Origin of the sequence: Sorangium sp. So ce834, assembly GCF_051521425.1 — a bacterium.
GTDB classification, from domain to species: Bacteria; Myxococcota_A; Polyangia; order Polyangiales; family Polyangiaceae; genus Sorangium; species Sorangium cellulosum_D.
On sequence record NZ_CP150351.1, the window covers coordinates 7,974,003 to 7,994,714 of the forward strand.

Sequence of the window (20,712 nt, forward strand, 5' to 3'; positions counted from 1 at the left end):
CGAACCGGAGGGCCGCTCCGGCCGAACCGGAGGGCCGCTCCGCTATAACCGGAGGGTTGCTCCGGTTAAGATACGGAGGGATCCTCCGGTTTGCAATGCCCTCCGCGCGATCGACCTCGACCCCCCCGTCCGCCGGCGCGAGCGAGCCGTCTTCTGCCGGCGCGAGCGAGCCGCAGCGCCCGCTCCGCGCGGACGCGCGGCGCAACCGCGAGCGGCTCCTCGTCGCGGCCGACGAGGTGTTCACGGAGCGCGGCGCCGACGCGTCGCTGGAGGACATCGCCCGTCGCGCCAACGTCGGGATCGGCACGCTCTACCGGCATTTCCCCACGCGCGAGGCGCTGCTCGCCGCGACCGTCGAGGATCAGCTGCACGCGCTCGCGCGGAAGACGCAGGCGCTCGCGGGGTCGGCGTCGCCGGGCGACGCGCTGGCGGAGTTCATCACGGCGTTCGTCGCGCACGCGAGCACCTACCGCGGCCTGGCGACCTCGCTCGGCGTCGCGTTCCACAGCGGCTCGCCGGCGTGCTGCGCGGCTTCCGAGGCGGCTTCCCACCTGCTCTCACTCGCCCAGGCAGCAGGAGAGATACGGCGCGACATCGACCTGGACGACATCGTGAGCCTTGTGACGGCGATCGCGCTCGCCGCGCAGCAGCCGCCCGAGGGCCCGGCGCGCGCGCAGCGCCTCCTGACGACGTTCCTCGCGGGGCTCCGGACGCCCTCGTCTCCGCCGCAGGCGGCTGCCTCGGCGCCGCGGGCGCGCAAGGGCGCTCCAGCGCCTGCCGCCGGCCGAGGCGGCGCCGTGGCGTCGCCGGGCAGCAGCGGTGAGCGCCGGCGCGCCGGCAGGCGGCGCTAGAGCGACAAGCCGGGCTTCGGCGCCGCTACGAGGGCGAGTCTCCGGCGGCGTACGCGCCCCATCGCCCCTTCCGTCACCGCGACGCCATCAAGGTCGCGAGCTTTTCGGGGCTCATCATCCAGTAGATGCGCTCGATGCCCTCGGCGGACGCGTCGATGGACGCGAGCGCCAGCGCGACGCCGTCCCGGCGGATGAGGACGGACGGCTGGCCGTTCGTCTCCAGCCACGTGACGGTGGTGCCCGGCCAGAAACGGGTCGCGAATCCAGCGATGAGCTTCGCGACGTGCTCGCGGCCGTGCACCGGGACGCGGGCGGCCATCCGCACGCGCCCGTTGCTGTCCGTGATCGACGCGACGTCGGCCGCGAAGAGGCGCTCGAGCGCGGAGAGGTCCCCCTGCTGCGCGGCGGCGATGAAGCTCTCGAGGAGGCGCCGCTGCTGCTCGACGCCGACCGGGGCGCGACGCTCGCCAGCGAGGTGCTTCCGCGCGCGGGCGAACAGCTGGCGGACGTTCGCCTCGCCGAGGTCGAGGATCCCGGCGATCTCCTCGTATGGGTAGTCGAACACCTCGCGGAGCACGTACACCGCGCGCTCCGTGGGCGAGAGCTTCTCGAGGAGCACGAGCACGGCCAGGGCGAGGCCTTCCTGCGTCTCGGCGCCGAGCTCCGCGCTGGGGCTCGTGTCGATCGGCTCGGGCAGCCAGGGCCCGACGTACGCCTCGCGGCGGACACGCGCGGACTGGGCCACGTTGATCGCCAGGCGCGTGGTGGCGGTCACCAGGAACCCCGTCGGCTCCTGCACGGTCGCGCGGTCGGTCGCCTGCCAGCGGACCCAGGTGTCCTGCACGACGTCATCCGCCTCGGCCCGGCTGCCGAGGATCCGATACGCGATGCCGAGGAGCCGGGGCCGCAGCGCGAAGAACGGGTCGGCGGCAGGCTGCGGGCCTTCGGGGGCCTGGGGCGCCGTCACTTTTCTTGCTCCGACCTGTCACAAGGCGGCGGGCTGTCCGGTCCTCCCCGCAACGGAGCATCCGGTCGGGATGCGCGAACCAGGAGAATCGTCATGAAGGTCGTCGTGTTCGGGGGTAGCGGGCTCATCGGGAAGAAGCTGGTCGGGATCCTTCGCGAGAAGGGCCACGAGGTTACACCGGCGTCGCCGTCCACGGGCGTCGACATCGTGAGCGGCGCCGGCGTCGCCGAGGCGGTCCGCGGCGCCGAGGTCGTCGTGGACGTCGTCAACGCGCCCTCCTTCGAGGCCGATGCCGTGATGAGCTTCTTCCAGAGGGCGGCCGGCGTGATCCTGCCCGCCGAGGCCGCCGCGGGCGTTCGCCATCACGTCGCGCTCTCCGTCGTGGGGGCCGATCGCCTGCCGACGAGCGGATACATGCGCGCGAAGGTGGCGCAGGAGGCGGCGATCCGCGCGGCAGGGGTGCCGTACACGATCGTGCGCGCGACCCAGTTCTTCGAGTTCGTCAACGCGATCGTCGACGCTGCGACGAAGGGCGACACGGCCACGCTGACGCCCGCCCTCCTCCAGCCGATCGCGGCCGACGACGTGGCGGCAGCGCTGGCGGCCGTCGCGGAGGAGCCGCCCAGGAACGGCATGATCGAGATCGCCGGCCCCGAGGCGATCGGCCTCGACGAGCTCGGCCGCCGGTGGCTCGCGGCGAAGAAGGATCCGCGCAAGGTCGTCACGGACGCCGCAGCCGGGTATTTCGGCGCGCAGCTCGACGACCGCTCGCTCATCCCCGGCCCGGCCCCGCGGCTTGGAGCCGTTCGCTTCGATGCGTGGCTCGCGCGCGCGTGAGGAACCGACCGCGGCGTCCGGCGTCACCGGCTAGCTCCGCGTGTCAGAAATCCCGCCAGGATTCCGCCTCGGTGGCGAACCATCGCGATCCGTTGCTTTCGGCGCGATTTCGGGGGGCGTGACGACGGATCGCACCCCCTCGGAAGCCATGGATCCAACCCGGGTCCAACCGCCGAGCGGTGGAGCCGCTGGAGTGCCGCGCGCGGTACCCGGCGGAACCCGCGTGACGAAACCGACTGGGAGGGGCGCTGCTCGACGACGTGGCCGGGGGGAAGTCTGCCCGGAGGTGCGTGCGCCGGCCATCACGACGCGCCGCGAACCGCGACGGCGGCCGTTTGGACGAGCTCAGTAGGGTACAGCTATACGGTAGGATGCCTTCCGCTTGATGCTACGTCGCGGTAATCCCGGGCTTTTTGCGCGATTATTTTAGGTAACGCTGGGTGAGCATCAAGCGTGCGCTCTTGGATGCATTGATAGATGGAGCGTGCAAAATGCGCATATCCATCACATAAACGTCGCCTGCCTTGCCGCACATCTCAATGATCTGCACAGGAACGCCGTTTACGGATTGAGGCGTAAGGAAACGAGCACGGTTGGATTCCGTGGATAAAAAGAGTGCGGAGCAAACAGGATCTTCTCGCAGCGCTTGATGCGCACTCACCGGAGAGGAGCCTTTCGCACTGTGCAGTCGATGGGAACCAGCGATCGCCAACGTAGCCCCTCCTCGGGGAGGAATATCATCCAGCAGCACAAAAATCTGGATGCCGGGAAGTACATCGCGAGACGGTGAGTTCACATCGAGATGCCAACCTAAACACGGAACATCCCATTCAAATTTCTGCGGTGGCGTTACAAGGATTTGCGGATGAGGTTGAGGGCCGAGCTTAAACCCCGCCAGCTCGTGGACGAAATGCACAAGATCGTCGGGAATAACTTCATCAAATGCGGCTTGATGGCGAAGCCTTTGTGAAATTTGGCCGGTGACGTTAAATGGAGCGACATGATCGAATTGTTTGGTATGCCATTTTCCGTTTTCCCGTAGACGCAGTCGCGCGAGCTCATTGAGAATGGCTTCTTTGGCGGGACTTGTTTTATTTCGCGAAACGAGACCCTTAAAACAAAGAATCCCCTTTTCCGCGAATATAGTTTGGTCTTCTGAACTTAGTTTCATCGGGCGAAAACTTACTTAGTACCAGTAGGGTACAGCTATACGGTAGGATGCCTTCCGCTTGGTGCTACGTCGCGGTAATCCCAGGCGTTTCAGGCGTGGAAGACCTGCCCCCATCGCAAAGGCCCGTTCTGTCAATGAGCTCGTACAGTCGGACTGCCGAGTCAGGAACGGCTCCGAGAATCTTGACTTTGCGGAACGCGTTTGCTTGTCCTATCCGCGAGCGCTCGCGCCCGATCTCGCCGGCCTCTATCGGCTGAGCATCATTGCTCGTGGCGAGGTTCGCGTGATTGAGCTCGCGGCGTCCCCCTCTGGTGTACCGCTCTGGCAGCAGCTTAGGTATCAGGATGGATCCCGCTCGTTCGCACCCGGCCAATAGATCAGGAGCGCGACGCTGTCGTTTGCTGAGCAACGATTCGCTGGCATGAGCTGTTGCAGCTAACACTGTTAGCCCTTCGCCGCCTTCCGCGGACGACCGCGCTTCACCTCTGGCATCGTGGCTGGGCGTAGGAGGTGCGCTGGAGAGACTTCGAGGCCATTGGCGATGGCCAAGAGGGCATCGATGCTCATCTTCTTCTTTCCGCTGTCTATCTGTTGAAGGTAACGCAGGTCTATTCCAGAGCGCTCGGCTAATGCCTCTTGCGTCGTGCCATGTTTCTGGCGATGCCGCCGGATGTTGGCTGCGATGTAGAGGAGCAGCGTGTCGAGAGCCAAGGGTTCCACACGATGTGGCGTAGCCGTCCCCGCCCGCAGAAAAACGTGCTGTCAGTTATATTTATCGACGGCGGACGATCGCCAGCCATACCCTGTACAGACCACAAAAAGTGCTCCCCGCGTCGGCGCCAGCCGACCGGGGAGCGCGGCCGGAACCCCGCGGAACGAGGTCCGACATGGCGAAGCTACGCCCGCGGCCCGAAAAGGGCCAACAGATCGATCCGTCCATCGACAGCTCCCCCCATCCGTACGATCGCTTCCCTCACCGCCGAGCACGGCGGTCCAGCACCGAAACCAGCCGCGGCGCGTGCCAAGCACGAGCAGCCCGCGAGGCGGCCCCCTGTGGCCCGTCCGAGCATGGCGGCGATCCTCGCGGAGCGCGGCATCGTCCTGGCGACGCTTGCCGGCATCCCGAAGCGCGACCGCGCCGACGTCGAGCAGCAGGAGCTCGCGAACGCGTGGAACTCGGTGCGCCGTGGGATGTACCGGCCCGACCCGAAGGGATAGTCTCGCCTGCTTCGCCCCCGAGGGTGGCTCCGGTGTGGCCCAACGGGACGCCCTGCGCCGCCGTATCGCCCGCGGGTAAGGGTTCGTGGCATCACCGGTCCCACCGTACGGCCACGCTGCACGCGCTGGATGAGATTCAACTTCATCTCACCCCGTGCTATTTCTGAACCAGCGCATTCACTCGACGATGGGATGAGGTCAGCTTCATGAAAGTATACGTTTTCAAATCGTTGCCGCCGTTTCTTTGGGGTTACACGCGCGACATCCGTGCGATGTGGGCGCTGGAAGAGTGTGGGATCGCCTACGATGCCATCGGGCTCGATTGCGGGCCGAACGGTCTTCAGGACGAGGTCGATTTCGGAACGGTCTCGCCATTCAAACAAGTTCCGACGATCGATGACGACGGGTACATTTTGACGGAGTCGGGCGCGATTCTGCTTTATCTTGCGGAGAAATCCGGAAAGCTGATTCCTTCCGATCTGAAGGGGCGCGCGCAGGTCTATCGCTGGACGATCACCTCATTGAACAACATCGAGCCTTTTTCGCTGCCGATTCTATTTGCCGATCTTCAAGGCGACTCAAATCCCCATTTGCAGGCGTTGCGCCCTTGGCATGTCGAGATACTCGGTCGCTTCTTGCCGACGATCGACCAAATGCTGCAGGCTCAGCCGTTCATCACGGGGGCTGACTTCACGGTTGCCGACATCATTCTCACGTGCGTGTTGCGCGAGCTTCGCAAGACGGAGGTCCTCGCCAAGTATCCGAACGTCGAAAACTATCGCCGTCGCTGCGAAGAGCGGCCCGCGTTCGTGAAAGTCCTGAACGCCTACGAAGACCGCCTCGGCATTCCCCGCGGAAGCGCGCGATGAGCGACCCGCCGACGCCAAAACTCTCCGCGCGCTGCTCGGCGCTCCGAGGACGCCACGAGCGGCGACCTCAGCCGGCTGGAACGCACGAGGTGACCTCGAAGTGCCCGCACGTGGCGAGGTCCGTGCTGCCGGAGCCGACGGAGAGATCCCACGAGAGGCCCGAGGGGGTGCCGACGAATGGCTCGACCGTGATCGTGCCCTCGACCTCATCGATCCCGATCATCGCGCGCGCGGTGCCCTGAGGCGTCTCGACGCCGACGGTGAAGGTGCCCGGTTGGCCGTCCCATCCCCCGATCCCCACGACGAGGACGTCCTCCGGGTTCAGTCTGGGTGACGGCGTGCAGGCCGAGACGGCGTCCGGCCAGATCTCGACGAAGAGCACCAGCCCGCCCCCTCCACAGCTCGTCTGCGAGAAGATCTGTCCGGGTGGAACCATCCGGCTGGGCCCTGCGTCGCCGGGCCCAGCGTCTTGGGCAGCGCCCGCGCCGCTCGAGCTGCTGCCCGAGCCACCGCTGCCCCCGGAGCCCTCGGAGCTGCCAGCCTCCGGGGCAGTGGTCACGGACCCGCCGCACCCAGCGAGCGCGGCGACGAACAGACAAGCGCGGAGACGCATCGCCACAGCGTACCGACCAGGACGGGCGATCACAAGCGCGCGACGCGGCATCGCGGCCACGCCCTAATGCCAGGCGAGGCGCCGCGTCGCCGGATCGCGACGGTTCGGCACCGCGGAGCAGCCCCGCCAGGGATTGCTGACGTGCGGAGCTCGACGCGGTCGAGCTACATATCCTGGACGACCGCCGACGATCGCTTCAGCGCGCGGCTGTCGCGCAGCGGCGAGTTGCCGAACATGCGCGAATACTCGCGGCTGAACTGCGAGGCGCTCGTGTAGCCGACGCGGTACGCCGACACCTCGGCGCCCATGCCCTCTTCGACCATCAGGCGGCGCGCCTCGAGCAGGCGCAGGCGCTTCTGGTACTGCAGCGGGCTCATCGCGGTGGCCTCCTTGAACCGCTTGAAGAACGCCGCCCGGCTCATCCCCGCGGCGCGCGCGAGCGCGTCGATATCGACGTCCTCGTCGAGCGACGACTGCAGGCGATGGACCGCCTCGGCGATGCGGTGCGCCTGGCTGCCCGCGCGGACGAGCTGGCGGATCGCCGGGCCGTCGGGGCCCTTCAGCAGGTGGAACATCAGCTCCTTCCTCACGAGCGGCGCGAGCACGGCCGCGTCGTCGGGCGTCTCGAGCAGCGCGCCCAGCCGGATCGCGGCGTCGAGGATACGGTCGCTCGCCTTGCCGATGAACATCGCGCGCCCCGGGCGCTCGACGTCGTCCGGCCGCGCGCGGTCGAGCTGCGCCGCGACCTCGCGCAGCGCGACCGCATCGAAGTCCAGCTTCAGGCACAAGAGCGGCTGCGCCGGCGACGCGCCCACGACCCGGCTCGTCACCGGCAGGTCGATCGGACTGACGACGTAGTGCGGCTCGCGCTCGCGATAGACCTGCCCCTCGAGCAGGATCTCCTTCGTGCCCTGCGGGACGATGCAGATCGACGCGCGCCAGTGCCGCTTCGCGCGCTGCTGCGGGCGCGAGACTTTGATGCAAGAAATTCCGGGCACCGGCGAGGCGTGCACGCCGTCGTCGGGGCACCACCGTGCGATGAGGTCCTTCAGCCGTTCGCGCGCGGGGATCACAAGGGCAGCCTAGCCCCGCGTAGACGATCGGGCAAGAACTGGAGACGGCCGTGTATTTCGCGCGCGCCGCGCAGGTGCCATGGTGGATCGCGAACCAAGGAGGTCTGTATGCGTATCTTCCTCACGGGAGCCAGCGGCTTCATCGGCTCTGCCATCATCCCCGAGCTCGTCCGCGCCGGCCACCGCGTGCTCGGCCTCGCGCGCTCGGACGCGTCCGCCGCGAAGCTCGCCGCCGCCGGCGTCGATGTGCACCGCGGCGATCTCACGGATCTCGATGGCCTGCGCCGCGGCGCCGCGGCCTGCGACGGGGTGATCCACTGCGCGTTCTCCCACGACGACTTCAACGATTACGCCAACAACTGCGCGAAGGACCGCGGCGCGATCGAGGCGCTCGGCGGCGCGCTCGCGGGCTCCGATCGCCCGCTCGTCATCACCTCCGGCACCGGGCGCTTCACGTCGGGCCGCGTCGTCATCGAGGACGAGACGCTCGACGCGTCGACCGGCGGCCCGCGGGCCGCCTCCGAGCAGCTCGCCCTCTCGTTCGCGAGCCGCGGCGTGCGCGTGTCCTCGCTGCGGCTGCCCATTGTCCACGGGGATGGCGACCCCGGGTTCCTCTCGACGCTGATCGAGATCGCGCGCAAGACCGGGCGCTCCGGGTACATCGGCGACGGCAAAAACCGGTGGCCCGCGGTGCATCGGCTCGACGCCGCGCGGCTGTTCGTCCTCGCGCTCGAGAAGGCGCCGGCCGGCGCGCGGCTCCACGCGATCGGCGAGGAGGGGATCCCGACCCGCGACATCGCCGGCGTGATCGGCCGCAAGCTCGGCCTGCCGGTCGAGTCGGTCCCGAGGGAGAACTTCGGCTGGCTCGGCGGGTTCTTCGCGCTCGACACCCCCGCGACGAGCGCGCTCACGCAGGCGCGGTTCGGCTGGAAGCCCGAGCAGCCCGGCCTGCTCGCCGACCTCGAGCACGGCGCCTACTTCGCGCGCGCATAGGTGTTGTCATGGCTCCAGCCCGGGGTCGGGAGGGCCGGCAGGGCCGTCAGCCCTTGCTCAGCGGCCGCGCGATATGAACGATCTTCTCCCGCGCGAACCTGCAGGCATCGTCGTCGTCCGTGGCGGCGGGCCAGAGCAGCTCCATGTACCCGGGCGGGATATCGAACGGCAGGGGCTTGGTGCGGAGGTGCGGCCTGACGGCGCGGATGTCGGCGGCGACGATCTCGGGCACGGTCGCCAGCATCGCGGTGCCGTCGATCAGCGCGCCCAGGTTGGAGAAGCTCGCGACGGAGCACCGGATCCTCCGCGTCTTGCCGAACGCGTCCTCCACGAAGCCGCGCAGGTCCCCGTTGTACGAGACGATGACGTGCTCGTGCGCGAAGTACTCGACCTCGGTCAGCTTGCGCAGGCGCGCGTGGCGCGGGTCGTAGAGGCAGGTGAAGCCGGTCTTCAAGAGCCGCTGCCGGCGGATGTTCGAGGGCAGATCGTCGGCGACCGTGACCGCCGCGTCGACGCCGCCCGCGAGCGCCGCGCCCACGGTGCGGAACTGGACGGGCACGGCGACGACGCGCATGCGCGGCGCCTCGCGCTCGAGCGCGCGCAAGAGCGGCGGGAGCAGCCACACCTCGGCCGTGTCGGAGAGCCCGAGGCGGAGGGTGCGCTCGCACGTCTTCGGGTCGAAGGTCGGCGGCGCCAGCGCGGCCTCGATGAGGGCGCCGAGGTGCGGCTTCAGCGCCGCGCGCAGCCGTTCGCCGCGGCCCGTCAGCGCGAGCCCGCGCCCGCTCCGCACGAAGAGCGGCGCGCCGGTCGTCGCGGTCAGGCGCCGGAGCGCGGCGCTCACCGCCGGCTGCGTCAGGTACAGCCGGCTCGCCGCCTCCGTGACGCTGCCCGCCTCGGCGACGACCGCGAAGACGCGGAGCAGGTTCAGGTCGAGGTTCCTCCCATAAACATCAGGCATATCGGGAATACATCTTATTCATTGGAGCAATGAAAGGCGAGCGCCTAGGGTAACGACATGACGACGACGAACACCACCAAGCTCGGCAAAACTGGCCCCTCCGTCTTCCCCCTCGCCCTCGGCTGCATGAGCATGGCCGGCGGCAGCGCGTACGGCGCGAGCGACGAGGCGGAGAGCATCGCGACCATCCACGCGGCGCTCGATCGGGGCGTGAACGTCCTCGACACCGGCGACTTCTACGGCATGGGCAAGAACGAGATGCTCGTCGGCCGGGCGATCAAGGACCGGCGCGGCAAGGTCGTGCTCAGCGTGAAGTACGGTGGCCTGCGCGCGCCCGACGGCGCCTTCATCGGCATCGACACCCGTCCGATCGCGACGAAGAGCTTCCTCGCCCATAGCCTGTCGCGCCTCGGCGTCGACTACATCGACATCTACCGGCCCGCGCGCCTGGACCCGGCGGTCCCGATCGAGGACACGATCGGCGCCATCGCCGACATGGTGAAGGCGGGCTATGTCCGCCACATCGCCCTCTCCGAGGTGGGCGTGGAGACGATCCGCCGCGCCGCGAAGGTGCACCCGATCGTGGACCTCCAGATCGAGTATGCGCTCGTGAGCCGCGGCCCCGAGGCGACGATCTTCCCCGCGCTCGCCGAGCTCGGCATCGCGGTCACCGCGTACGGCGTGCTCTCGCGCGGTCTGCTGGCCGGGAGCAAGCCGGCCGGCGCGGGCGACATGCGGGCCCACCTGCCGCGCTTCTCGGGCGAGAACGGCCGGAAGAACCAGGCGCTCGTCGACGCCTTCATCCGCCTCGCCGAGAGGCGCGGCGTCACCCCCGCGCAGCTCGCGGTCGCCTGGGTCCGCGCCAAGGGCGCCGCGCAGGGCGTCACGGTGATCCCGACGATGGGCGCGCGCACGCGGAAGCAGATCGAGGATGCCCTCGCTGGCCTCGAGATCGCGCTCTCGCCCGCCGACGTCGCCGAGCTCGAGGCCGCCGTCCCCGCGGAGCAGATCGCCGGCGACCGCTACCCCGCGCCCATGATGGCGATGCTCGACAGCGAGAAGTGACCGGCGGGCGCCCGCAGGCTCGATGGATGCATGAGCCGTCGAGACGGCGTCACCCTTCCAGGAGGGGCGGGTCTTGCCGGCGCGGGGCGGCGCCGGCGCCGCCCCGCGGGCTCACGGCGCGTCGAAGCGGTACGCGGTCGCCTGCGCCGACGCGCGCTGGCCGAAATCGTCGCAGAAGGCCGACAGGGCGCGATAGCCGCTCGTGGGCAGCATCTTGCGGAACTCGAGGTGCGTGACGAGGCAGAACGCGCAGGCCTCCAGGTAGCTGAGGTCGCGATCCCGGGGCAGCCCGGCGCGCACCGCCTCGATGTTGTCGTCGAGCCAGGCGAGCATGTTGAGCAGGCTCTTCTGCAGCTTCGCGAGCTGCGCGTCCTCCTTCGGCGTCCCCGCGAGCTGGCCCATGATCAGCGTGACCTCCGTCGCCATCGCCTGCACGACGAGCTCCTGCGCGTTCGCGGGCAGCGCCTCGGTGAGGTGCTCGGGCCAGACCACGCGCCGCTGCGCGGGCGCCCGGCGGGCGAGCTCGCGGCAGATGTTGAGCGAGCCGAGCCACGTGGTCGCCCCCGTCCGCAGGATCGGCATGCGCAGCGCGGGGTTGCCCGAATAATCCGCGGCGTCCACGGAGCGCAGATCGGGGACGACCTGGAAGGCGTAGGCGACCCCGAGCTCCGCGGCGAAGATGCGCGTGACGCGCGTGAAATGGGAGCTCGAACGGCCGACAAGCGTGGGGAGGCTGCCAGGATCGGGGGTGGGCTCGGTCACCCGCACGACGTACCACGAACGCCGCCGCGGGGGCCAGACCGCCGCGGGCTCGCCGGGGCGGCAGGTCCCTCGTGCCGTACAGGCACGCTGCACACGTCGGTCGGATAGAGGACCTCCGTCCACTTCGATCTCGCGAGAAAGCAGCGCTGAATCGAGAATCGCTCACGGATCGAGATCCGCCGCTCGCGACGTCGAGCGGACGAGGCGCCCCCGACATGGGCTGGCCCTGGACCGCGCCTGAGAGCGTCCCCCCGGGGAAAAACCGCCAGGACGCCAAGGACGCCAGGAGCGCAGACGATTTTTCCGGCGTCCCGGCCGGCTGTCCCATCCCCGCAGGTCCCCGCAGGCGGGCTCCGCCCGTCGACAGCACATGAATCCACGACACGGAGCGCGACTCGATAGATATTTCCAACACCCCATCTTCCTGAGGAAAGCTCGCCAGATGAACGACAACACCCCCTGTGCGCGCACCACAGCAGGAGCTCGCGACAACCATCGAGGTCCAGCATCGTGATTGCATTGCAGTGATGCCATCGAACAAACGCTCCTCATCCGCCATTGCGCATTGCATCGCGCGCGATCGCGTGCTTTCTAATCTGTTCATGAATCGGTCGAGCGGCGTTCGTCGCGCGACCATCACCATGAAGAGGTTACCTTGCTTTACTATAACACTCCGCTTCGACTGGTCTTGTGCCTGACCATCGGCCTCTCGGCGACGGCCTGCAACGGCCTCAACATCGATCCAGAGGATTGGGGCATCGGCGGCGGCGACGGCTCGGACGACGGCGACGCCGCCAGCACGACCGACAGCGCCAGCAGCTCGAGCCAGGGCGGCGGCAGCGCCACCGCCGGCTCCGGCGGCGCGGGCGGCGACGCCACCACCGGCGGCGCGGGCGGCGACGCCACCACCGGCGGCGCGGGCGGCGACGCCACCACCGCGGGCTCCGGCGGCGAGGGCGGCAGCTCCACCACCACGGCTGGCTCCGGCGGCGCGGGCGGCGCGGGCGGCGGCGCCACCACCTCGGGCGCCGACGGCGCGCCTCCGCTGGATCCCGCCTGCGGCCCGGACACCGCGACCTTCGCCGATGTGGCGCCCATCCTGGAGCGGAGCTGCTCGAACCAGTACTGCCACGGCAACGCCGGCTCGCCGGCCGGCGGGCTCGATCTCCGCACGGCCGCGGCGGCCTCCTCGACGGTCAATCAGGACGCCGGCTCCTGCTCCCGCGAACAGGCGCTCGTCGTGCCGTTCATGCCGAGCAAGAGCTATCTCATGAACAAGCTGAAGGACGTCGGCCTGTGCAACCCTGACGAGTTCAGCATGCCCCCGGGCTCAGTCCTGCCCGACTCCGAGATCAAGACGATCAACGACTGGATCTGCGCCGGCGCCCCCGACCGCTGAGCCTCGTCCGCCCCCGCGGACCTCGCGCCGCCCCCCGCCTCGGCGCGCGCATCGACCGAAAGCGCCCTCCCCGCCTTCCGCAGATCGCCCCGTCCAAGGCTGACGAGCGGCCCATCAGGCCGTTTTCCGCCGCGCCCCCTGCCGCGCGCCGTATCGCGCCGTATCGCGCCGCATCGCGCCGTATCGCCAACGGACGCGCGCGCGGCGAGGCCACGGCCGGGGCTCATGTGCGCTGCCGCGGTCGGAGACGCCGCCGCGGAGACGGAGATGGACGGAGCCCTCCGCCGGCTACGCCGCGCGGGCGCTCACCCGCATCGCCGCGATGGCGAATCGGCGTGGACGTCCCCCGCCTCCGCGGCACGGCGTCGCGATCCGTGCTCTTCACCTACTTTGCAGTTGTCAGTCGCCACATGTTCTGTAGCATCCGAGGCTGAGCATCTCTCCTTCGCTTGCATCTTGGACGCGCACGAGCACGACCCCCCAATCAAGGAGGATCCATGAACGCAAGGAGCATCGGGCTCTCGAGGCGCGGCTTTTGCCGTGCCCTCTCCAGGGCTGCCTTCGCCGCGACGCTGATCGCCGGCGTGTCTTCAGGCCCGGAGGCCATCGCCGCTCCGTCCTACCGGCTGTTCGAGAGCGGGCAGGTCCGTCCGCTCGCGCTCTCGCCGAACGGCAAGCTGCTCTTCGCCGTCAACACCCCGGACAACCGCCTGGAGGTCTTTTCCGTCAACGCGGGCGGCCTGACCCACCGCGCCTCGATCCCCGTCGGGCTCGAGCCGGTCGCCGTCGCGGCGCGGAGCGACGAGGAGGTCTGGGTCGTCAACCACCTGTCCGACAGCGTGAGCGTGGTCCACCTCGGCCAGCTCGGGTACCGCGGCACCGTCGTGCGCACCCTGCTCGTGGGCGACGAGCCGCGCGATATCGTCTTCGCCGGGCGGAACAAGCGGCGCGCCTTCATCACCACGGCCCATCGAGGGCAGAACATCCCTCATGATCCGCAGCTCACCACGCCCGGGGTCGGCCGCGCCGACGTCTGGGTCTTCGACGCCGCGCGCCTCGGCGCCTCGCTCGGCGGCGACCCGCTCACCATCGTCACCCTGTTCAGCGACACGCCCCGCGCGCTGGCGGCGACGCCCGACGGCTCCCGCGTCTACGCGGCCGCGTTCCACTCGGGCAACCGCACCACCGTCGTCCACGACTCCCTCGTTCCCGACGGGGGCGAGGAGGCCGGCGGGCTGCCCGGCCCCGCGACGAACTTCGAGGGGATCCCGAGGCCCGAGGTGGGGCTCATCGTCAAGTTCGACGGCGAGCACTGGGTCGATGAGCTGAGCCGCCCCTGGGACGACAAGCTGCGGCTGTCGCTGCCGGACAAGGACGTGTTCGTCATCGACGCCAAGGCCAATCCGCCGGCGCAGCTCGCCGGCCCGAGCGGCTTCTACGCCGGCGTCGGCACCATCCTCTTCAACATGGCCGTGAACCCGGTGAGCGGGAAGGTGTATGTCAGCAACACGGAGGCGCGCAACGACCTCCGCTTCGAGGGGCCGGGCATCTTCGCCGGCAGCAGCCTGCGCGGTCACCTGCACGAGAGCCGGATCACGGTGCTGAGCCCCGCCGGCGTCGCCCCGCGGCACCTCAACAAGCACATCGATTACGACGCTTGCTGCGCCCCGCTCCCGAACGACGAGAACGAGAAGAGCCTCGCGCAGCCGCTCGGCATGGCGGTGAGCGGCGACGGCAAGAGGCTGTACGTCGCCGCGTTCGGCTCCTCGAAGATCGGCGTCTACGACACCGCCGCGCTCGAGGGCGACACCTTCACGCCGAGCACGGCCGCTCAGATCCCGCTCACCGGCGGCGGCCCGACCGGGATGGCGCTCGACGAGGCCCGCCGGCGCATGTACGTGATGACCCGCTTCGACAACGCGATCTCCGTGATCGACACCGCCGCGCGCGAGGAGATCGCGCACCTGCCCCTCTACAACCCCGAGCCGCCGAGCGTCGTCGCGGGGCGGCCGTTCCTCTACGACGCCCGGATGAGCTCCAGCCACGGGGACTCGTCCTGCGGGAGCTGTCATGTCTTCGGCGATCTCGACAGCCTCGCCTGGGACCTCGGCAATCCGGACGGCTCGGTGGTCAACAACCCGACGCTGGTCGTCCCGCCCATCCCCGGCGCCGGGTTCGGCGACGACGGGTTCTTCGGCGAGGACCCCGATTTCCACCCGATGAAGGGGCCGATGACGACGCAGAGCCTGCGCGGCATGGAAAACCACGGCCCCATGCACTGGCGCGGCGACCGCACCGGCGGCAACGCCGAGCCCACGTCGCAGCCGGACGAGGGCGGCTTCGACGAGGAGGCCGCGTTCAAGAAGTTCAACCCCGCGTTCATGGATCTGCTCGGGCGGCACGCCGAGCTCGGCGACCCAGAGATGCAGGCCTTCACCGACTTCGTCCTCCAGGTCACCTACCCGCCCAACCCGATCCGCAACCTCGACAACTCGCTCACCCCCGCTCAGCAGAGCGGGCGCGACGCCTTCATGAACACCGTCGTCGCGCCGACGGGCTCGTGCGAGAGCTGCCACCGGCTCGACCCCGGCGGGAACCCCTCGGAGGGCGCCTTCGCCGGCTTCTTCGGGACCGACGGCCGCGCGGCGGTCTCACCGGATCCCCAGTTCTTCAAGGTCCCGCACCTCCGCAACATGTACCAGAAGGTCGGGATGTTCGGCGCGGGCTTCACCACCGTCTCGCTCGGCCCCGATCCGTTCCTCGGCGATCAGGTGCGCGGCTTCGGCTATAACCACGATGGCGCCTTCCCGGACCTGTTCCGCTTCAACAGCGGGTTCGACCAGTTCGCGGGCAACCCCGTCGGCCTCCCGGTGACCCCCGAGAACGCCCAGCTCAAGCGGGACATCGAGCAGTTCATGCTGGCCTTCGACTCGAACCTCGCGCCGATCGTCGGGCAGCAGACGACGCTCACCGCGAGCACCTACGCCGCGGTCGAGGGGCGCATCGATCTCTTCTTGGAGCGCGCGGACGCCGGCGAGTGCGATCTCATCGCGAAGGGCCGAATCGCGCACCAGGAGTTCGGGTTCCTCTACCTCGGCGGCGGCCGCTTCGCGGTCGACCGGCAGTCGCTCGGCGCGGTGCCCGACGTGCTGCTGCGGTTGCTGGTCGCCCTGCCCGGCAGCGCGCTGACCTATACCTGCGCGCCTCCCGGCTCCGGCGAGCGCATGGGGGTCGACCGCGATCTCGATGGGCACCTCGACGGCGACGAGATCTCGGCGGGCAGCGATCCGGCAGATCCCCAGAGCACGCCCTGAGGCGGCCCGCCTCCCCCGGAGCGCAACCGCCGCGGCCCGGCGCGCACCCGCGCAGGATCGGCGGTGTCGAGGAGCGCTCGAGTTCTTCGGCGGCGCCGAGCACGCTAGAGTGCGGCGCATGACGTCGACAATCCAGGTGGGGCTCGTCGGTGATCGCGACGACACGGTGACGGCCCACCGGGCCATCCCGGTGGCGCTGCGGCTCGCGGGAGAGGCGCTGGCCGCGCCGCTCGCGTTCGAGTGGGTCCCGACCGAGGAGGTGACCGACGCCTCGCGGGTGGCGCGCTACGACGCCCTCTGGTGCGTGCCGGCCAGCCCGTACCGGAGCATGGAGGGCGCGCTGCGGGCGATCCGCTTCGCCCGCGAGCGGCGGCGCCCGTTCCTCGGCACCTGCGGCGGCTTCCAGCACGCGATCGTCGAATACGCGCGCCACGAGCTGGGCTGGTCGGACGCCGAGCACGCGGAGACGGCGCCGGAGGCGCGGCGCGCCGTCATCGCGCCGCTCGCATGCTCGCTCGTGGAGGCCACCGGCACCGTTCGTTTTCGCGCCGGCACCCGGATCGCGCAGGCGTACGGCCGCGCCGAGGCCACGGAGGGATACCGCTGCCGCTACGGGCTGAACCCGGAGTTCCAGGCCGCGCTGGTCTCGGGCCCGCTGCGCGTCAGCGCGGAGGACGACGCCGGCGACGTGCGCGCCGTGGAGCTGGACGGGCATCCGTTCTTCGTCGCCACGCTGTTCCAGCCGGAGCGCGCCGCGCTCGCCGGTCAGCCGCCGCCGCTCGTGGCCGAGCTCATCCGGGCGTGCTCGGGCCGCGCCGGGTGAACGCCGCTGGTTCCCCGGGCCAGCAATCCCGCCAGGAAAGCCGGTCGATAGTGGGCGGTCGTGGGAGACAGTAGCAATTCCCATGGGTTCCGCCTGTTTCGCCGCCGAGGGCGGCTCCGGTGTGGCCCAGCGCGGCGCCTTCCGCCGCCGCGTCGTCGAAGGGGCCGCGTGCACTCCACAGCCTGCGGCGGCGGTGTCAGCGGCCGGCCTACGCGGGAGGAGAAAATATCCCGCAACATCCCGCCGTCGCCGAAAGCCCGCGCCGTTGCGCGGCTTTCCTCGCGGCATGTCGTGCGGGATGTCGCGATCCCACATCCCGCAACATCCCGCTGCCGGGTCGCGTCGGCTGAGCGCCAGCGACCGGAAGTCTCCCGCCGCCTGCTCCGCCGTGGTACATCAGCGCCATGGGCCTCTTGACCTTCGGACTCAACGTGACGCTGGACGGGTGCTACGACCATCGCGAGGGGATCGCGGACGACGAGCTGCACGACTACTTCACGCAGCTGATGGACGCAGCCGGGGCGATGCTGTGGGGGCGCGTCACGTACGAGCTCATGGAGAGCGCCTGGCCGGCGGTGGCGCGCGACGAGAACGCGCCACGCGCGATGCGGGAGTGGGCGCGCAAGCTGGAGGCCAAGCCGAAGTATGTGGTCTCGGCCTCGCGCCGCGACTTCCCGTGGAACAACACCTTCCGCGTCGAGGGGGATTTGCGTGAGGCCGTGACGCAGCTGAAGGAGAAGACCCCGCAAGGCGTGCTGGTGGGCAGTCCCACGCTCTCGGCGGCGCTCGAGCGGCTGGGGCTGATCGATGAGTACCGTCTCGTCATCCACCCCGTCCTCGCCGGCCACGGGCCAACCTTGTTTCAGGGCCTGGAGCCCTCGCGGCGCCTCGAGCTCGTCTCGACGAACCGCCTGAAGTCCGGCCAGGTCGCGCTGCATTACCGCCGCAAAGAGGGATGACCCGATCAGGCCGGGCAGTCCTCGTCGTCGAAGTCGAAGTACTCGCAGACCTCGTTGAGGACGCCCTGGATGATCTGGTCGACGATCGCGTTCTCTTCAGGCGTGTCGGTGTGCTTGTGCGCCCGTCGCCAGCCGTACGTGGCGCCTTCCTCCGCCTCGCGGCGGAGGACGTCGTAGGCGCGGACCTTCATCCCGCCGCGCACGGATCGCTTCGTTCGCTTCATGCTTGGCCTCCTCTCCCGTCGAGCGCGAGCTGCTCGCCCGGCGCCGCGTTCTCCTCGTCGCCGGCCTCGACATCGACGAGGCGGCACTGCGCGGCCTTCGCGTTCGAGTTCCGGCCGGCGACGAGGCGGTAGTGCGCGAAGTGCCGGTCGCGCGCGCTCGACAGCGCCTTGCCGAGCCGGATCTTCTGCCCGCGCTGCGACTTGTCCCGCACGATGGAGCCGAGGAGGTCGCGCTCGAGCGCGAGGTCGAGCAGCTCGCCGGCGCTCACCCACCGCGGCCCGAACTTGTCCCACCAGGAGCGGACGAACTCACGCCACTCCTGCCCCTCCGAGTCCGCGCTCTCCTAGAGCTCCTCGGTGTCGTGCAGGAACCCGGGGATCTCCGCGTGCTCGAGGATGCCGCCGACGACGGCCGCCCAGGACTCGAACGAGCCGAGGGTGCGTTTGCCCGGCGGTCGTCCTGCGGCGAGCCAGGCGCGGACGAGCACGAGCACCGCGCGCACCAGCCGCACGCGGTTCGTCTTCGTCCACTCGCGCAGAGGCGAGTGCTTGAAGCCGGTGCGCGCCCACGGCCGGTCCGTCTTGGCGTCGAGCCGCACGCGCACGCAGCGCCGCGCGATCTCGAGCGAGAGGTGCGGGTTGTTCGCCGTGACGATCCACGTCGCCCGGTTCGGCAGGTCGATCATGCGCGTCTGGCCGAGGATGCGGTCGGACCAGGTCTCGGCCGTGAGCGCGGAGGCGAGCTGCGACGAGTCGAGGCCCGTGCGGATGTTGTCGAGCAGGATGACCGGCTGCGCCTTGGCGAGGATCGACGTGATCTTCTTCCGCGCCTCGTCTTCGTCCTGCGTGAGTGTGGTCGGCTCGCACGTCTTGCCGACGGTCACGATGGAGACGAGGTCGCCGAGGAGCCCCTTGCGCGTAGGTAAAAGAAGCCGGATCGCAGCGCGAAGGAGTGTAGCGCGGCAGAGCGAAAGGGTGGGACCGCGAGCGTCGTGATGGCTCGGTCCTGGGTCGAAAGAGCGCGGTCCGGGCGGCGCCGCGCGCGCTAAGGGGCGCATCGGCGTGCCGTGGGCATACGTGTCCGTCCGGGCGTTGGTCTGGCCCGGGAGGCGCGTCGCGAGACGCTATACGGCGTCACCGAGCGCCTTGCGGCGCACAACGGTGCTTTTCCAGTACGGTGGTCCCCGGTTGGGAGAGCGTGCTGGAACATCGGTCGGCTCGCCGAGCGCGCAGAGGAAGCGGACGATGTTCCGGGGCTCAGTGACCATGGCGACGAGCTTCATCCGCCCCTTGCAAGCTGGGCACTCGAGGACATCGATCGCAAGTGTGCGGCGCAAGAGCTCGGCCCACGGTCGATAGCCGCCACGCTTGCGTTTCGGAGCGGCGTCATCGTCCGCCTTCGTAGGCTCTTCTGGCTTCGCAGGGCGCGGTCCGATGCGCTCGCGCCATGGACTTGCCGAGGCGAGCACGCCAGCGTACTTCACGGTGTGAAAGCGCGGCGGCGGAACGCTGGCCGCGAGGCGGCACAAGAGCGAGAGCGGATCCATGTCCACCGCGACAGTCCCGTCAGCGAAGGCGGGCTTGAGCGACAGCCGCACCAGGCCGTCCTGCTGCGGCTCGACGCGCTCCTTTGCGATCGGGGGTCGCAGCACGTAACGCAGCAGCGCCTCCCTCGCCGCGGCATGGTGCGCACCGGCGCGCGTCGCTGCGACTTTCCGGATGCATCCGGGGCGCTTCGGCACGCAACCGCCGCGCGCGGGCAATCCCAGTAGAGCCTGCGGGCACTGGCGAGCGGCGAGGCTCCGGCAGCGAGTCGACGCGAGCGGCGGGCTCGACGTTCGGCCCAAGCTTGCTCACCCCTCCGGTGCCACCGGCAGCCCGAGCAGCCGACCGATTGTCTCGTGAACGACCCGGGCCGCCACCTCGTCCCCGAGGGCGACGGCGCGGCTCAGGGTGCTGGCCAGCGAGGCGACCACGGCCGCCCGAGGCGACGGATCGGTCACGGCGAGCGCCCCAGGCCCTGGGCTTGACAATTGGGACCGGGTTGGGCCCACGCCTTCCGAGGGGCTCCGATCCGTCGTCACGCCCTCCCCAAATCCCCGGGGATGCGACAGATCGCGACGGTTCGCCCCCGCGGAATCGTCCCGCCAGAAAAACCGGTCGATGACAAACGGTTGCCGGAAACAGTAGAGATTCCTATGGTTTCTGCCTGTTCCGCCGCCGAGGGCGGCTCCGGTGTGGCCCAACGGGGGCGCCCGCCGCCGCCGCGTCGCCCGCGGTGAAGGGCTCGCATCATCACCGATCCAACCGTACAGCGACGCTGCACGTGCTGGTTGACATAGAGAAGCTTACGCGAGCCGCATCCCTCCTGGAAAAGCGACGCTAACGCAACAACTTATCTATGCATCGAAGGCTCATGGCCATCCTACGCGACCAGCGCCCGCAGAGCCCGCCGCTCCTCGCCAAGCCGGCAGAAACCGCTTGATGAGAGAAACACCTGCTGCCGTCGCCGGGAGGTCGCCTTCGTGGCTCCCCACCGCGTGGCTGGGGAGCAGGCGCCGTCCAGCCATGGGCCATCGAAGCGCGCGACCTTCTGAGCAGTACCCGCCACACAGT

22 protein-coding genes are annotated in these 20,712 nt (G+C 69.6%); 10 read left to right on the top strand and 12 right to left on the bottom strand.

Annotated elements, in window-relative coordinates; all coding sequences use genetic code 11:
• Positions 1-95 precede the first annotated feature (95 nt).
• Complete coding sequence (locus tag WMF20_RS28810) at positions 96-851, top strand: TetR/AcrR family transcriptional regulator (RefSeq protein ID WP_437605135.1); 756 nt, start codon at positions 96-98, stop codon at positions 849-851.
• A gap of 73 nt (positions 852-924) precedes the next feature.
• Here WMF20_RS28810 and sigJ read toward each other — a convergent pair whose 3' ends face one another.
• A complete protein-coding gene (gene sigJ / locus WMF20_RS28815) occupies positions 925-1,818 on the bottom strand; it encodes an RNA polymerase sigma factor SigJ (RefSeq protein ID WP_437605136.1) in 894 nt (297 codons plus the stop codon).
• A 93-nt stretch (positions 1,819-1,911) separates the two neighbouring features.
• On the opposite strand from sigJ, the gene WMF20_RS28820 reads away from it, so the two are divergent.
• Positions 1,912-2,655, top strand: coding sequence for an SDR family oxidoreductase (locus WMF20_RS28820; protein WP_437605137.1), 744 nt, complete (start codon positions 1,912-1,914; stop codon positions 2,653-2,655).
• Positions 2,656-3,076: 421 nt separating this feature from the next.
• Here WMF20_RS28820 and WMF20_RS28825 read toward each other — a convergent pair whose 3' ends face one another.
• A complete protein-coding gene (locus tag WMF20_RS28825; RefSeq protein WP_437605138.1) occupies positions 3,077-3,826 on the bottom strand; it encodes a phytanoyl-CoA dioxygenase family protein in 750 nt (249 codons plus the stop codon).
• Between the two features lie 444 nt (positions 3,827-4,270).
• The gene (locus WMF20_RS28830) at positions 4,271-4,546 is read right to left on the bottom strand and encodes a helix-turn-helix domain-containing protein (RefSeq protein WP_437605139.1); all 276 of its coding nucleotides are present in this window, start codon (positions 4,544-4,546) and stop codon (positions 4,271-4,273) included.
• Between the two features lie 333 nt (positions 4,547-4,879).
• Here WMF20_RS28830 and WMF20_RS28835 point away from each other — a divergent pair, with 333 nt between their 5' ends.
• Both WMF20_RS28835 and WMF20_RS28840 read left to right on the top strand, forming a co-directional pair.
• Positions 4,880-5,044, top strand: a complete 165-nt coding sequence (locus tag WMF20_RS28835; protein WP_437605140.1) for a hypothetical protein — start codon at positions 4,880-4,882, stop codon at positions 5,042-5,044.
• Between the two features lie 206 nt (positions 5,045-5,250).
• A complete protein-coding gene (locus WMF20_RS28840; protein WP_437605141.1) occupies positions 5,251-5,913 on the top strand; it encodes a glutathione S-transferase family protein in 663 nt (220 codons plus the stop codon).
• 67 nt (positions 5,914-5,980) lie between these two features.
• Here the strand turns inward: WMF20_RS28840 and WMF20_RS28845 are convergent, their stop codons facing one another.
• Positions 5,981-6,349 carry a hypothetical protein gene (locus WMF20_RS28845; protein WP_437605142.1) on the bottom strand — a complete coding sequence of 123 codons (369 nt, stop codon included), beginning with the start codon at positions 6,347-6,349 and terminating at the stop codon, positions 5,981-5,983.
• Positions 6,350-6,690: 341 nt separating this feature from the next.
• Positions 6,691-7,599 (bottom strand): AraC family transcriptional regulator N-terminal domain-containing protein, encoded by a 909-nt coding sequence (locus WMF20_RS28850; RefSeq protein ID WP_437605143.1) that lies wholly within the window; start codon positions 7,597-7,599, stop codon positions 6,691-6,693.
• A 108-nt stretch (positions 7,600-7,707) separates the two neighbouring features.
• On the opposite strand from WMF20_RS28850, the gene WMF20_RS28855 reads away from it, so the two are divergent.
• Positions 7,708-8,592: an SDR family oxidoreductase gene (locus WMF20_RS28855; RefSeq protein WP_437605144.1), complete on the top strand. Its 885-nt coding sequence runs from the start codon at positions 7,708-7,710 to the stop codon at positions 8,590-8,592.
• 46 nt (positions 8,593-8,638) lie between these two features.
• Here the strand turns inward: WMF20_RS28855 and WMF20_RS28860 are convergent, their stop codons facing one another.
• Complete coding sequence (locus WMF20_RS28860) at positions 8,639-9,550, bottom strand: LysR family transcriptional regulator (protein WP_437605145.1); 912 nt, start codon at positions 9,548-9,550, stop codon at positions 8,639-8,641.
• A gap of 57 nt (positions 9,551-9,607) precedes the next feature.
• Here WMF20_RS28860 and WMF20_RS28865 point away from each other — a divergent pair, with 57 nt between their 5' ends.
• Entirely contained in the window at positions 9,608-10,615 is a 1,008-nt protein-coding gene (locus tag WMF20_RS28865; protein ID WP_437605146.1) for an aldo/keto reductase, read from the top strand.
• A 111-nt stretch (positions 10,616-10,726) separates the two neighbouring features.
• Here WMF20_RS28865 and WMF20_RS28870 read toward each other — a convergent pair whose 3' ends face one another.
• Positions 10,727-11,383 carry a glutathione S-transferase N-terminal domain-containing protein gene (locus WMF20_RS28870; RefSeq protein ID WP_129581681.1) on the bottom strand — a complete coding sequence of 219 codons (657 nt, stop codon included), beginning with the start codon at positions 11,381-11,383 and terminating at the stop codon, positions 10,727-10,729.
• A 649-nt stretch (positions 11,384-12,032) separates the two neighbouring features.
• Here WMF20_RS28870 and WMF20_RS28875 point away from each other — a divergent pair.
• The 4 genes from WMF20_RS28875 to WMF20_RS28890 all read left to right on the top strand — a co-directional run bounded on the left by WMF20_RS28875 (position 12,033) and on the right by WMF20_RS28890 (position 17,872).
• Positions 12,033-12,776 carry a hypothetical protein gene (locus tag WMF20_RS28875; protein WP_437605147.1) on the top strand — a complete coding sequence of 248 codons (744 nt, stop codon included), beginning with the start codon at positions 12,033-12,035 and terminating at the stop codon, positions 12,774-12,776.
• A gap of 497 nt (positions 12,777-13,273) precedes the next feature.
• Positions 13,274-16,090, top strand: a complete 2,817-nt coding sequence (locus WMF20_RS28880; protein WP_437605148.1) for a hypothetical protein — start codon at positions 13,274-13,276, stop codon at positions 16,088-16,090.
• A gap of 118 nt (positions 16,091-16,208) precedes the next feature.
• Positions 16,209-16,913 carry a CTP synthase C-terminal region-related (seleno)protein gene (locus WMF20_RS28885; RefSeq protein WP_437605149.1) on the top strand — a complete coding sequence of 235 codons (705 nt, stop codon included), beginning with the start codon at positions 16,209-16,211 and terminating at the stop codon, positions 16,911-16,913.
• 404 nt (positions 16,914-17,317) lie between these two features.
• A complete protein-coding gene (locus WMF20_RS28890; protein WP_437605150.1) occupies positions 17,318-17,872 on the top strand; it encodes a dihydrofolate reductase family protein in 555 nt (184 codons plus the stop codon).
• A 5-nt stretch (positions 17,873-17,877) separates the two neighbouring features.
• On the opposite strand, the gene WMF20_RS28895 is transcribed toward WMF20_RS28890, so the two are convergent.
• From WMF20_RS28895 to WMF20_RS28915, 5 genes are all read right to left on the bottom strand, one after another.
• The gene (locus WMF20_RS28895; protein WP_437605151.1) at positions 17,878-18,096 is read right to left on the bottom strand and encodes a hypothetical protein; all 219 of its coding nucleotides are present in this window, start codon (positions 18,094-18,096) and stop codon (positions 17,878-17,880) included.
• On the bottom strand, positions 18,093-18,365 hold the full coding sequence (locus WMF20_RS28900; protein ID WP_437605152.1) for a hypothetical protein: 273 nt from the start codon (positions 18,363-18,365) through the stop codon (positions 18,093-18,095). Before WMF20_RS28900 ends, WMF20_RS28895 begins: the two co-directional genes overlap by 4 nt.
• Before the next feature lie 75 nt (positions 18,366-18,440).
• Positions 18,441-18,980: a hypothetical protein gene (locus WMF20_RS28905; protein WP_437605153.1), complete on the bottom strand. Its 540-nt coding sequence runs from the start codon at positions 18,978-18,980 to the stop codon at positions 18,441-18,443.
• 240 nt (positions 18,981-19,220) lie between these two features.
• Positions 19,221-19,838 carry a transposase gene (locus tag WMF20_RS28910; RefSeq protein WP_437605154.1) on the bottom strand — a complete coding sequence of 206 codons (618 nt, stop codon included), beginning with the start codon at positions 19,836-19,838 and terminating at the stop codon, positions 19,221-19,223.
• 111 nt (positions 19,839-19,949) lie between these two features.
• On the bottom strand, positions 19,950-20,099 hold the full coding sequence (locus WMF20_RS28915) for a hypothetical protein (protein ID WP_437337454.1): 150 nt from the start codon (positions 20,097-20,099) through the stop codon (positions 19,950-19,952).
• Between the last annotated feature and the right edge of the window lie 613 nt (positions 20,100-20,712).

Coding starts and splice junctions, on each gene's coding strand:
- WMF20_RS28810 (WP_437605135.1), top strand. CDS start 96: ATGCCCTCCGCGCGATCGACCTCGACCCCCCCGTCCGCCGGCGCGAGC.
- WMF20_RS28820 (WP_437605137.1), top strand. CDS start 1,912: ATGAAGGTCGTCGTGTTCGGGGGTAGCGGGCTCATCGGGAAGAAGCTG.
- WMF20_RS28825 (WP_437605138.1), bottom strand. CDS start 3,826: ATGAAACTAAGTTCAGAAGACCAAACTATATTCGCGGAAAAGGGGATT.
- WMF20_RS28840 (WP_437605141.1), top strand. CDS start 5,251: ATGAAAGTATACGTTTTCAAATCGTTGCCGCCGTTTCTTTGGGGTTAC.
- WMF20_RS28845 (WP_437605142.1), bottom strand. CDS start 6,349: ATGGTTCCACCCGGACAGATCTTCTCGCAGACGAGCTGTGGAGGGGGC.
- WMF20_RS28855 (WP_437605144.1), top strand. CDS start 7,708: ATGCGTATCTTCCTCACGGGAGCCAGCGGCTTCATCGGCTCTGCCATC.
- WMF20_RS28860 (WP_437605145.1), bottom strand. CDS start 9,550: ATGCCTGATGTTTATGGGAGGAACCTCGACCTGAACCTGCTCCGCGTC.
- WMF20_RS28865 (WP_437605146.1), top strand. CDS start 9,608: ATGACGACGACGAACACCACCAAGCTCGGCAAAACTGGCCCCTCCGTC.
- WMF20_RS28880 (WP_437605148.1), top strand. CDS start 13,274: ATGAACGCAAGGAGCATCGGGCTCTCGAGGCGCGGCTTTTGCCGTGCC.
- WMF20_RS28885 (WP_437605149.1), top strand. CDS start 16,209: ATGACGTCGACAATCCAGGTGGGGCTCGTCGGTGATCGCGACGACACG.
- WMF20_RS28890 (WP_437605150.1), top strand. CDS start 17,318: ATGGGCCTCTTGACCTTCGGACTCAACGTGACGCTGGACGGGTGCTAC.
- WMF20_RS28895 (WP_437605151.1), bottom strand. CDS start 18,096: ATGAAGCGAACGAAGCGATCCGTGCGCGGCGGGATGAAGGTCCGCGCC.